General features: G+C 73.6%; 10 protein-coding genes and 1 pseudogene. 5 read left to right on the top strand and 6 right to left on the bottom strand.

What is annotated here, in order from left to right; all coding sequences use genetic code 11:
- Window positions 1-27: 27 nt before the first annotated feature.
- The 3 genes from OG500_RS09875 to OG500_RS09865 form a co-directional block, all read right to left on the bottom strand.
- Window positions 28-2,583 (bottom strand): FtsX-like permease family protein, encoded by a 2,556-nt coding sequence (locus OG500_RS09875; protein WP_329578761.1) that lies wholly within the window; start codon window positions 2,581-2,583, stop codon window positions 28-30.
- Window positions 2,580-3,431 carry an ABC transporter ATP-binding protein gene (locus OG500_RS09870; RefSeq protein WP_329578758.1) on the bottom strand — a complete coding sequence of 284 codons (852 nt, stop codon included), beginning with the start codon at window positions 3,429-3,431 and terminating at the stop codon, window positions 2,580-2,582. Before OG500_RS09870 ends, OG500_RS09875 begins: the two co-directional genes overlap by 4 nt.
- 125 nt (window positions 3,432-3,556) lie before the next feature.
- Window positions 3,557-3,946, bottom strand: a complete 390-nt coding sequence (locus OG500_RS09865; protein ID WP_327066144.1) for an RNA-binding S4 domain-containing protein — start codon at window positions 3,944-3,946, stop codon at window positions 3,557-3,559.
- A gap of 468 nt (window positions 3,947-4,414) precedes the next feature.
- Here OG500_RS09865 and OG500_RS09860 point away from each other — a divergent pair, with 468 nt between their 5' ends.
- The 3 genes and pseudogenes from OG500_RS09860 (at window position 4,415) to OG500_RS09850 (ending at window position 8,827) form a co-directional block, all read left to right on the top strand.
- The gene (locus OG500_RS09860; RefSeq protein ID WP_442789132.1) at window positions 4,415-5,686 is read left to right on the top strand and encodes a S53 family peptidase; all 1,272 of its coding nucleotides are present in this window, start codon (window positions 4,415-4,417) and stop codon (window positions 5,684-5,686) included.
- Window positions 5,687-5,882: 196 nt separating this feature from the next.
- Window positions 5,883-6,782, top strand: a pseudogene (locus OG500_RS09855) (ADP-ribosylglycohydrolase family protein); the annotation flags it as partial.
- Window positions 6,783-7,306: 524 nt separating this feature from the next.
- A complete protein-coding gene (locus OG500_RS09850) occupies window positions 7,307-8,827 on the top strand; it encodes an MFS transporter (RefSeq protein WP_329578753.1) in 1,521 nt (506 codons plus the stop codon).
- Between the two features lie 16 nt (window positions 8,828-8,843).
- On the opposite strand, the gene OG500_RS09845 is transcribed toward OG500_RS09850, so the two are convergent.
- A complete protein-coding gene (locus tag OG500_RS09845) occupies window positions 8,844-9,353 on the bottom strand; it encodes a DinB family protein (RefSeq protein WP_327066142.1) in 510 nt (169 codons plus the stop codon).
- Window positions 9,354-9,431: 78 nt separating this feature from the next.
- Window positions 9,432-9,659 (bottom strand): hypothetical protein, encoded by a 228-nt coding sequence (locus OG500_RS09840; protein WP_329578750.1) that lies wholly within the window; start codon window positions 9,657-9,659, stop codon window positions 9,432-9,434.
- A gap of 31 nt (window positions 9,660-9,690) precedes the next feature.
- On the opposite strand from OG500_RS09840, the gene OG500_RS09835 reads away from it, so the two are divergent.
- Window positions 9,691-9,852 carry a winged helix-turn-helix transcriptional regulator gene (locus OG500_RS09835; protein WP_329578747.1) on the top strand — a complete coding sequence of 54 codons (162 nt, stop codon included), beginning with the start codon at window positions 9,691-9,693 and terminating at the stop codon, window positions 9,850-9,852.
- Between the two features lie 16 nt (window positions 9,853-9,868).
- Here the strand turns inward: OG500_RS09835 and OG500_RS09830 are convergent, their stop codons facing one another.
- Entirely contained in the window at window positions 9,869-10,759 is an 891-nt protein-coding gene (locus OG500_RS09830) for an aldo/keto reductase (RefSeq protein WP_329587474.1), read from the bottom strand.
- Between the two features lie 233 nt (window positions 10,760-10,992).
- On the opposite strand from OG500_RS09830, the gene OG500_RS09825 reads away from it, so the two are divergent.
- A complete protein-coding gene (locus OG500_RS09825) occupies window positions 10,993-11,706 on the top strand; it encodes a GNAT family N-acetyltransferase (protein ID WP_329578744.1) in 714 nt (237 codons plus the stop codon).
- Window positions 11,707-11,786: the final 80 nt, after the last annotated feature.

Below are 11,786 nucleotides of genomic sequence, written 5' to 3'. Positions count from 1 at the left end.
GCCGTGATCAGGTACCGCCGGATACAGCTACCGCCGCCCCGCGCTCGCCGTCAACGGCTTTTCGCGCAGCAGGGCCCGCCCCGGCAGGGCGGTCGCGGCCAGAGCCAGCAGCACCACACCGGCCGCCACCGGCAGCACCAGCGCCGGCGAGACGTACGGAGCGGAGTCGGTCAGGCCCCGGGCGACCGGGACCAGGGTGACCCAGGCGATCGCGCCGCCGAGCAGCAGGCCGGTGGTCGCCACCAGCAGCGCCTCCCAGCGGAACATGCCCCGCACCTGGCGCCGGGTGGTGCCCGAGAGCCGGAGCAGGCCGACCTCGCGGCGGCGGTCCAGCACCGTCATCACCAGGGTGTTCGCCGCCGCGACCGCCGCGAAGCCGCCCAGCACGCCGGCCATCACGGTGTTCGCCCAGGTGTTGAGCTCCTGGTCGCGGTCGGAGGCGGCGGCGTACCCGGCCGCGTCCGTCACGGTGAGGGGCGCGCCGTCGCCGAGCCGGGCCAGCGCGGCGGCCACCGCCGCCCGGTCGGCCCCGGGGGCGTCGTGCACCAGCACCTGGCTGTCGTAGCCGGTGCCGACGTGGCCGGCCAGCGCGGCCCGCGGCAGCACCAATGCGCCCAGTCCCAGGCCGCGCTGGTAGACGGCCACCACCGTCGGCCGGACCGGCGTGCCGTCGCCGAGCTGCAGCGGCAGGCGGTCGCCGACCTTGACCTTCATCGTGTCGGCCACGGAGGCGTCGACGGCGACCGTGTCGGTGCCGCCGGCCAGCCCGCTCAGCGAGCCGTCCCGGACCCCGAGGTCCAGCACCTTGGACGGATCGCCGGAAACACCCAGCACCGTCGCGGTGTTCAGCGTGTCGCCCGAGCGCAGCACCGCCCCCGTGTGCAGCACCCCGACGGCGTCCGCCACCCCGGGCACCTTCGCGGCCCGCGCGGCGGCGTCGACCGGCAGCCCGGGCCCGGCCGAAGCGACGATCTGGTCGGCCACCATCCCGCCGCGCACCTGCTCGGCCGAGACGTGCGCGATGCTGCTGCCCATCACCAGCAGGGTGCCGCAGAACGCGGTGACCATCACGATCGGGGTGATCGCCGAGGCCAGGCGGCGGGCGTTGGCCCGGGAGTTGTCGGCGGCCAGCGAACCGGCGGCACCCGCCGGGCGGGTGCGCAGCGGCAGGCCGAGCACGGTGGTGGCGAGCCAGGCGACCAGCGGGCCGAGCAGCGCCATCGCCAGCAGGAAGCACATCACCACGCCGAGCGCGGTGTTGGCGGCGTCCGCCCCGCTCTGCCCGGTCGTCACCCCGGCCAGTACGCAGCCGCCGACCAGCGCCAGCAGGCCGACCGTGGTGCGGATCCAGCCCGGCCGGGCGCGCTCGACGGCGCTCTCGCCCAGCGCCTGGCTCGGCCGCAGCTTCGCCGGGCGGCGCGCGCCGAGGTAGCCGGCCAGCAGGGCGGCCAGCAGACCGGAGCCCGTGGCCGCGAGCATCGGGATCGAGCCCACCGAGAGCGACAGGCCCGCCGGAACGGCGCCGCGCGAGACCATCTGTCCGAACCACCAGTGCGCCAGGCCCAGACCGGGCAGGATGCCGAGCAGGCCGGCCAGCGGCGCGATCAGCATCGCCTCGGTGGCGATGGTGCGCCGGATCTGCCGCGGGGTCGCGCCGATCGCCCGCAGCAGCGCGAACTCGCGGGCCCGCTGGTTGGTGGCCAGCGCGATGGTGCCCATCACCACGAAGACCGCCGTCATCGTCGCGATGCCGCCGAAGCTGCCGCCGAGCGCGGTCAGCATCACCTTGGCCTGGAGCAGCAGCGGCTGCTCCACGGTCGCCCGGCCGTCGCCGGTGAACACCTGGGCCTGGCCGCCGACCGCCTGCCGCACCTGGGCGGCCACCTCCTTGACCGAGGCTCCGGGACGCACCTGGACGGCGATCGCGTCGATGCGCCCCGGGTGGCCGGAGAGCTGCCCGGCGACGGCGTCGGTGAACCAGGCGCCGGCCGTCCCCACCCGGGGGTCGGCCAGCCCGGCGACGCGGTAACTGCCGCTGCCGGTCGGCGCGGTGAGGGTGACGCGGTCACCGACGGCCAGGTGCGCGGCGCGCGCCGTCGCGGTGTCCAGCACCACCTCGCCGACCCCGGGGGCCCGGCCCTCGGCGAGCAGGCCGCCGCCCGCCCCGGGCTGCGGGCCCGAGGCGGTCAGCCCGATGCTCGCGAAGCCGTGCGCGGTGAGCACCGGCGCGCCGGGCACGGCGGCCTGGACCGGGAAGGCCAGGTCGGGCAGGGCCGCCGCGACGCTGGGCAGTGCAGCCAGCCTGTCGGCCAACGCCGCTTCCACCCGGGCCCGTTCGGGCAGCGGGGTGCTCTCGGTCTCACGGCTCTCGCCGTGCCGCACGGAGATCTTCGCGGACGGGTCGGCGGCCACCACCACCGGCGCGTTCGCGTAGCGGACCGGGGCGAGGTGGGCGGTCACCCCGGTCTGCAGCAGCAGGCCGCAGGCGGTGATCACCGTGCTGGCGAGCAGCAGGGCGACGAAGCTGCCGACGAAGGAGGCGGGTCGAAAGCGCACGGCCGCGCGGGCCAGGCCGTTCATCATGCCGCCACCGCCGCGCTGTAACCGGCGGCGGTGCCCGTGCCCGTGCCGGTGACGGCGGCGGTCAGGCTGAGCATCCGGGCGGCGACCGTGCCTGGGTCGGGCTGGGCGAGGCAGTCCACCAGCTGCCCGTTCGCCAGGAAGAGCACCTGGTCGGCCTGGGAGGCGGCCACCGCGTCATGGGTGACCATGACCACGGTCGCGCCGAACTGGTCCACCGCCTGGCGCAGCAGGCCGAGCACCTCCAGCGCGGTGCGGCTGTCCAGTGCGCCGGTCGGCTCGTCGGCGAAGACCACCTCGGGGTCGGTGATCAGCGCCCGGGCGATCGCCACCCGCTGCTGCTGCCCGCCGGACAGCTCCCCGGGGCGCCGCCTGCCGTGCTCGCCCAGGCCCACCCGGGCCAGCAGCTCCTGCGCCCGCCGCCTGTCCTGCCGCTTCCCGGCGAGCCGCTGCGGCAGCAGCACGTTCTGCTGCACGGTGAGCGAGGGGAGCAGGTTGAAGGACTGGAAGACGAAGCCGATCCGGCTGCGGCGCAGCGTGGTCAGCCGGTTCTCGCTCAGCCCGGTCAGCTCGGTGCCGCCCAGCAGCACCTGCCCCTCGTCCGCCCGGTCCAGGCCGGCCGCGCACTGCAGGAAGGTGCTCTTGCCCGAGCCGGAGGGGCCCATGACGGCGGTGAAGGTGCCGTGCGGCAGCGCCAGGTCGACGCCGCGCAGTGCCTGCACCGCCTGGTCCCCGCGGCCGTAGACCCGCCGCACCCCGCGCATCTCCACCGCGAACGGCGAATCGGCGGGGCGCTGCGGTGAGGCGGCGGCGGAGTCGTGACGAGGGCGGCGGCCTTCGCGCGGTGCCATGGGAGTTCCTTCCAGCGCGGGTCTTTCTGACCCTGCCAACGCTAGGAACTCGCGGCCGCACGAACCATGGTGATCACCCGCGTCCTGGGGGTGGGGTTATCCCCCCGTCGTGCCGGGGGGTTCCCTCAGGAGCCCTGCCCGCCCCGCCCGAAGAGCTGCTCCAGCGCCCGGCGGTCGCGCTTGGTCGGCCGCCCGGCGCCGTGGTCGCGCACGGCCACCGGGGCGGGGCCCTGCGAGGCGGGGGCGGGCGGGCTGTTGTCGACGAAGCAGTCGACGGCGACCGAGGCGCCCACCCGCTTGTTGATCACCCGGGAGACCACGACCACCCGGCCCCAGTCGCCCTGTCGCACCCGCACCTCGTCACCGACCCGCACCGGGTGCGCCGGCTTGACCCGCTCGCCGTTCACCCGCACCTGCCCGGCCCGGCATGCCGCAGCCGCGACCGCACGGGTCTTGGCCAGGCGCACCGACCAGATCCAGCTGTCGACCCGCGCGGTGCCTTCGTCTACGCCCATGCCTCCGACTCTAAGCCACCACCACGGCCTGTTCGACTCTGTTGGTGTCTGTGCGCTGCTGCGCAGTGCGGCGGAATTGCCGAGTTCGTGTCCGATGGTCCGGGGCGCCGAAAAAGAGCCCCGGTTGCGCAAGCGGGAGAGTATCTGCGTGTGACGTGACATCAGCATTGCGCTACATCAACAATCCTGACGGTAATTCAGTGTATGCGGGCCCGGTCGGTTAACGCCTCAGGTCAGCCAACCTGCGATGCTCATCGGGTAGTTGTTTCCGTCGATGGCGCCCGCAGGTAACGATCGGTCACTCGTGCTGCTCCCAGGTAAATCCAAGGTTGAATCCTGCGCGGACTCTTGTTTGACCTGACCATGCCTGGCTAATCTCAACGCCAGTTGCCCGGCCGAACGTTGATTCGGGCCGCTCACCCCCACATTTTGCAATGCCCCCGATCCACCAGCCATTGGAGGCAGTTCGTGCTCAGCACCCTCACGGCGACCGGCACCCCCACCGCCGCTCGCGCCCGCCGCATCGCGCTCGCCCTCACCGGGACCGCCGCGCTCGCGCTCTCCGCGTTCGCCACCGCCGGTCCGGCCGGCGCCGCCACCGCGGCCACCGTCCACACCAAGAACGGTGTCTCCTGGGTGCAGTCCTGCGCGACCCTCGCGGCAGGCGACAACATGGCGTGCAACGCGCTCCGGGTGACCAGCGTCGCCCAGCACATCGCGCCGCTGGGCGTCACCCCGAACGCGGCGCCCTCCGGCTACGGCCCGAGCGACCTGCGCAGCGCCTACAACCTGCCCGCCAACGGCGGCGCGGGCCAGACGGTGGCCATCGTGGACGCCTACAACGACCCGAACGCCGAGTCCGACCTGGCCGTCTACCGCTCGCAGTTCGGCCTGCCGGCCTGCACCACGGCCAACGGCTGCTTCAAGAAGGTCAGCCAGACCGGCAGCACCACCAGCCTGCCGACCAACGACTCGGGCTGGGCCGGGGAGATCTCGCTCGACCTGGACATGGTCTCGGCGATCGCCCCCAACGCGCACATCATCCTGGTCGAGGCGAAGACCGCGACCACCGCCAACCTCGGCACGGCGGTCAACGAGGCCGTCAAGCTGGGCGCCAAGTTCGTCTCCAACAGCTACGGCGGCAGCGAGTCCTCCTCGGACACGACTTACGACAGCCAGTACTTCAACCACCCGGGCGTGGCGATCACCGTCTCCGCGGGTGACTCCGGCTACGGCGTCGAGTACCCGGCGGCCTCGAAGTACGTGACCTCGGTCGGCGGCACCGCGCTGTCCAAGGCGTCCAACGCCCGTGGCTGGACCGAGAGCGTCTGGAACACCAGCAGCACCGAGGGCACCGGCTCCGGTTGCTCGGCCTACGACGCCAAGCCCACCTGGCAGAAGGACACCGGCTGCAGCAAGCGCACCGTCGCCGACGTCTCGGCGGTCGCCGACCCGGCCACCGGTGTCGCGGTCTACCAGACCTACGGCGGCTCGGGCTGGAACGTCTACGGTGGCACCAGCGTCGCGGCCCCGCTGATCGCCGGCGTCTACGCCGACGCGGGCACCCCGAAGGCGGCCGTCCCGGCGGCCGACGCCTACGCCCACCCGAGCGCGCTGAACGACGTGACCACCGGCTCGACCGCGAGCTGCTCGCCGTCCTACCTCTGCAAGGCGGGCGCGGGCTACGACGGCCCGACCGGCCTCGGCACCCCGAACGGCCTGGCGGCCTTCACCGGCTGACGGTTGCCCGGCCCGGTCGAGCATCCCCCTCGCCGGTCCGAGGAACATCCCCCGCTCGCCACTGCGCCCCGCCCTCCCCGGCGGGGCGCGCTGGCGTGCGGGCTCCGGAATTCGCCTGGCCGCGTGTCCGCGCGGGCTGGCAGGATGGTTCGCAATGACCGCCAACCCTGCGAACCCGACCGGCTCGACCGGTCCGATCAACCCGACCGGTACTGCTCTCCCCTTCGACCACCGCGCCGCCGCCCGCGACTGCCTGCGCGGCCTCGCCACCGGCGACGCCTTCGGCGCCCAGTTCTTCGTCCCGGCCAACCTCCCCGCGCTGCACGAGCGGCGCCTGCCGCCCGGCCCCTGGCCCTGGACCGACGACACCGAGATGGCCTGCTCCGTCCTCGCCGCGCTGCGCGACCGCGGCACCGTGAACTCCTACGAACTGGCGCACTCCTTCGCCGAGCGCCACGACTTCGACCGCGGCTACGGCGCCGCCACCAACCGCCTGCTGCGCCTGGTCCGCAAGGGCGGCAACTTCCGCAAGCTGGCCGCCGAACTCTTCGACGGCCAGGGCTCCTGGGGCAACGGCGCCGCCATGCGGGTGGCCCCGCTCGGCGCCTGGTACGCCGTCGACCCGGCCGAGGCCGCCTGGCAGGCCGTCCGCTCGGCCGAGGTGACGCACACCCACCCCGAGGCGGTGGCCGGTGCGGTCGCGGTGGCGCTGGCCGCCGCCTGGGCGACCCGCGCCCGCGTCCAGTGGCTCACCGACGCGGACCTGCTGGCCGCCGTCCTGGAGTCGACCCCGCCCAGCCGGGTCCGCGACGGCATCGCCGAGGCCCGCCGCCTGCTGGGCCAGGACGCCGCCCACGTCGCCCAGGTGCTCGGCAACGGCCGCTACGTCAGCGCGATCGACACCGTCCCCTTCGCCCTGTGGTGCGCGGCCACGCACCTGCGCGACTACCCGCAGGCGCTGTGGACCACCGCCGGCCAGGGCGGCGACATCGACACCACCTGCGCGATCGTCGGCGGCATCGTCGCGGCCTGCGTCGGCACCGAGGGCATCCCGCCGGAGTGGCGCGCGGCGACGGAGCGGCTGCCGCAGTGGGTGGGGGAGGAGCGGCTGGGCGCGGACGTCGGGCCGGCCGACTTCCGGCGCCACGGGAAGATGCAGCAGCCCGAACCGCTCCCGCTGCCGCAGCCGGCCTGGACCCCCGGGCAGTGGCAGCGCATCCGACACGGCGTCATCTCCCGTGAGATGGAGGAGCGCTGGGAGGCCTACCTGGCGGCCGCGGGCGACCATCTGCTGATCTTCCGCAACTCCATGGACCGACCGCTGTACGACCTGGCCATCACCCACACCCCGCACGGCCCACGCCCCACCGCCGCCTGGGTGGAGGGCACCCACCGGGAGCGCCGCGGTGGTGTGGCGGCCGACCTGGCGTTTCTGGAGCTCCTGCTGGACATGCTCTTCGGCCACGACCGGCCGCAGTTGTGGGACCGGTACCAGAAGCTGTCGACCGGCTCGTGAGGGTGGCGGGCGACTCGGGATGATCTTGGAGGTCTGAGCGGTTGGCTGCGAGCGGGCCCTGACGCCCGCCCGCAGCCAACCGCACGGAACCAAGGGGGCCAGACGTGATCGACGCACGGCAGCGCAACACCGCTCTCCTTGTCGCCGGGTGCTTCTTCATGGAGAACCTCGACGGCACGATCGTCACCACCGCGGCCCCGGAGATCGGCAGGTCGCTCGGCGCGCCCCCGACCTCGGTGGGCCTGCTCGTCACCGTCTACCTGTTGACCCTCGCCGTCCTGATACCGCTCAGCGGGTGGCTCACCCGACGCTTCGGCAACCGCAGGGTGTTCCTGTCCGCGATCACCATCTTCACCCTCGCCTCGCTCGGCTGCGCGGCCGGCGGCAACCTCGGCGAACTCCTCGCGCTGCGGGTCCTGCAGGGCGTCGGCGGCGCGATGATGGTCCCGGTCGGGCGGCTCATCGTGGTGGCCAGGACCGAGAAACGGGACCTGATCAGGATCACCTCCTACATCGTCTGGCCCGGTCTGCTCGCCCCCGTCATCGCCCCGCTGGCGGGCGGCCTGATCACCACGTACATCTCGTGGCACTGGCTGTTCCTGATGAACATCCCGCTCGGGATCGCGGCGTTCGGCGTCGCCTGGCGGCTGATCGAGAACACCGGCACCACCGCGCCGCCGCCGCTGGACCGGGCCGGCGTCCTGCTCACCTGCACCGGCCTGGGCGGGCTCACCTACACCGCGCACCTCGTCGCCGAGACCACCGCCTCCTGGACGGTGGCCGCCGCAGCCGGCGCCGTCTCCCTCGCGCTGCTCGTCGCGGCCGTGCTGCACCTGCTGCGCACCCCGCACCCGCTGGTCTCGCTGCGGCCCCTGCGCACGCCGACCTATCGGGCCACGGAGACCGGCGGCTTCCTGTTCTGGCTCGTGGTCGGTGCCGCCCCCTTCCTGCTGCCGCTGCTGTTCCAGACCCAGTTCGGCTGGAGCCCGGTCAAGTCGGGCTCCGTGGTGCTCTGCGTCTTCGCCGGGAACATCGCCATCAAGCCCGCGACCACCCCGCTGATCCACCGCTTCGGCTTCAAGCCCCTGTTGATCGCGGCCACCCTCGGCGTCGCCGTCACGATGGCGGGCCTCGGACTGACCACCGCCGGTACCCCGCTGCCGGTCATCGCCGTGCTGAGCCTGCTCAGCGGTGTCGCCCGCTCGGTCGCCCTCAGCGGGTACGGCACGGTCTCGCTCAGCGACATCGCGCCGGACCAGATGCGCGACGCCACCACCCTCGGTGCCACCACCCAGCAACTCGCGAGCGGCCTCGCCGTCGCGGCGGCCACGGTCGCGCTGCGGCTGGGAGAGCGCTTCGGTGGGCTGCTACCCGGCGCGCCCAGCCGCACCGCCGCCTACACGGTGGCCTTCGGGCTGCTCGCCTGTGTGGCGCTCGGCGCGACCCTCTCGGCACTTCGGCTGCCCTCGCAGGCCGGTGACTCGCTGCGCCGCGAGCGTCCCGTGACCGACCCGCCGGGGGGTGGCGCGGGCGGGTCGGTGGCCGTCACGCGCGGTTCGCTCCCCGGATCGGGGAGGCGCCAGCCGCAGTCGGCGCCCCCGGACGGTCGGTTCGACCGGCCCTGACGCCGCCCGCGCGCGCTCACGCCCCCACGGTGCCGTCGATGCCCTCGCGCAGGAAGTCCGCGTGGCCGTTGTGGCGGCCGTACTCCAGCAGCACGTGCACCATCACCATCCGCAGGGATACCTCCTCCTCCCAGCGCGGCTGGTAGCCGGCCAGGTCCAGGGACTGCGCCGCCTGCTCGATCCGGCGCGAGTGCTCCACCTCGGCCTGCCAGGCGGCGAACGCCTCTTCCCTGGTCGACCCGCTCGCGTCGTACGCCGCCTGGAAGTCCATCGTGTCGGACCACACCAGCGGCAGGTCCCGGTCCTCGAAGACCCGGCGGAACCAAGTGCGTTCCACCTCCGCCATGTGCCGCACCAGGCCGAGCAGCGTGAGGGTGGACGGCGGCATCGAGCGCCGGCGCAGCTCCTCGTCGGAGAGCCCCTCGCACTTCATCGCGAGGGTCGCGCGGTGGAGTTCCAGGAAGGCCCGCAGCATCTCGCGCTCGGTGCCGAAGTGGGGCGGTCCCACGCGGTTGTCACTGGTCATCGGTCGTTCTCCCCGTTCGTACCTGTTCCGCACCTGCATCGAGCAGCCAGTATCCACCCCCGCCCGCCCCGCGGGACGTCAGTGCGAGACCGCCCACTGCACCCCGCGGTGCGGCGGCGCCTCGATCTCGTCCAGCACCGCCACCGCCAGGTCCGCGTGCGAGATCCGGCCCTGGCCCACCACCGCGCCGACCGCGCTCCGGTACCTCCCGGTGGACTCGGCCTCCGGGGCCAGGTCCATCGGCTGGACCACCATCAGCCGGTCCAGCTCCCCGGCCGTGGCCTGCAGCAGCTCGAACTCGGCCACGTGCCCCTGATCCTGCGCTGCGTCGAGGACGGTGCGCGACGGCTGGATCACCCGGACCGCCTACGACGAGAACCCGCCGCGGGTCGAGTACCCCCTCACCGGGTTGGGGCGTTCGCTGCTCGGCCCGATGGACGTCGCCTGCGCGTGGGCGCGGGAGCACCTCGACGAACTCCCGCGCATCGACGCACGCTGATCGACCCCCTCAGCCCTCAGTCCGCAGTGCGCGAAAGCAGGGCGCACTCCGCCGCCGTGAGCCGCAGCGCGCCCGCTGCCACGTTCTCCGCCAGGTGCACCGGATCACCCGTCCCCGGGATCGCCAGCACGTGCGGCCCCTGCTGCAGGGTCCAGGCGAGCCGCACCTGCGCGGGCGAGGCGCCGTGCGCGCGGGCCACGGCGAGCACCTCGGCACCGTTCTCCTGGTACCCGCGCCCGCTGCCCGCGATCGCGAAGAACGGCACGAAGGCGATGCCCAGTTCACCGCACTGCCGCACCAGCTCCTGCTCCTCCCGCGGCGCCCCGATGCCGTAGGCGTTCTGCACGCAGACCACGGGCGCGACGGCCCGCCCCTCGGCCAACTGCTCGCCCGTCACGTTGGACAGGCCCAGATGCCGGATCAGCCCGGCCTGCCGCAGCTCGGCCAGTGCCCCGACGTGCTCGGCGATCGAGCTGCCCCGACGGCTGGGCGGCACCCGCAGGTTGACCACGTCCAGGTGGTCGCGGCCGAGCTGGCGCAGGTTCTCCTCGACCTGGCCGCGCAGTTGGCCGGGTGCGGCCCACCACCAGGCGCCGGAGGGGTCGCGGCCCGGCCAGACCTTGGTGGTGATCACCAGGTCGTCGGGGTAGGGCGCGAGCGCCCGGTTGATCAACTCGTTGGCGGAGCGCGTCGAGGAGAAGTAGAACGCGGCGGTGTCGATGTGGTTCACGCCGAGTTCGACCGCGCGTCGCAGCACGCCGAGCGACCGCTCGCGGTCGCTCGGCACGCCCTGGTCGAAGGGCGCGCTGCCGGTCAGGCGCATCGCGCCGAAGCCGATCCGGTGAACGGGCAGGTCGCCGCCGAGCCGCCAAGTCCCGGCGGCGGCAGCGGTGGTGTGGGGTGACATGGGTGAAGGCATGAAAAAAGCCTCCTGTCGGGGACCGGAGTCCGCGGCGAGGAGGCTCGAAGCATCGGGTGATGTTCTATCAGGACTGCTCCGGCCCCGTCCACCCCCAGGGCAAGGGCGGTGGCTGGTAAAGCGGTTGCCTGGTGTCGGGCGTTCGGCGAGGATCCCTTGTGTGATGACCGACCTCTTCAGCCGCCGCCCGACCACCGCCACGCCTGCAGAGGATCACCACCATGAGCTACACCATCCGCGCGTACACGCCCGCTGACGAGACCACCTGGCTGCGCTGCCGGGTCCTCTCCTTCCTCGACACGCCGTACTTCGACGACGTCCTGCGGACCAAGCCCGTCTCCGCGACCCCCGGGCCGGACCTGGTCGCCGTCGACGCGAGCGGTGCGGTCGTCGCGATCATGGACGTCGGCATCGAGGGCGAGCTCGCCACCGTCGACACCGTCGCCGTGCACCCCGACCACCAGCGCCGCGGCCTGGGCCGCCGCCTGCTGCGCGAAGCCTGCTCGCGCGCCCGGCAGCTCGGGGCGACCACGCTCGACGCCTGGACGCGCGACCACCCCGGCACCCTCGCCTGGTACCGCGACATGGGCTTCACCGAGAGCAGCCACTACCTGCACGTCTACGCGAACCACTACACGGCGCCCGAGGAGCCGGTCCGGGCGGTCGAGCAGGCCGGCGACGGCCTGCGCCCGATCGCGGCGTTCCTGCACGCGAGGCTCGCCGACGAGGAGCGGTTGCGCGGCGAGTACACCCGGGTGCACGTCTGCCGGCGCTTCGCGCTGCCGCTGAGTGGGCCGGGGAGTGGTCTCGCAGCTCGCCCGTGCCCAGCAGCTCCCGCAACGCGCTGTGGCCCGGCACCGACCGGGGTCGCAGCCGGTGGGCCGGCCGGCCGTGGTTGGTCATCGACTTGCCCGGACCCGCACAACCCGGAGTAAAGCCCAGGGTGTGATTTGGCCATGTGATGCCCATCACCAGCCTGCCCGCAGGTGGCGGTCCGCATGCGTCCCGATTGCCT

The sequence above is a fragment of the Kitasatospora sp. NBC_01250 genome (genome assembly GCF_036226465.1).
In the GTDB taxonomy this organism is placed as follows: domain Bacteria; phylum Actinomycetota; class Actinomycetes; order Streptomycetales; family Streptomycetaceae; genus Kitasatospora.
The sequence above is the reverse complement of the archived record's forward strand: the minus strand, read 5'-3'. Positions and strand labels throughout refer to the sequence as shown.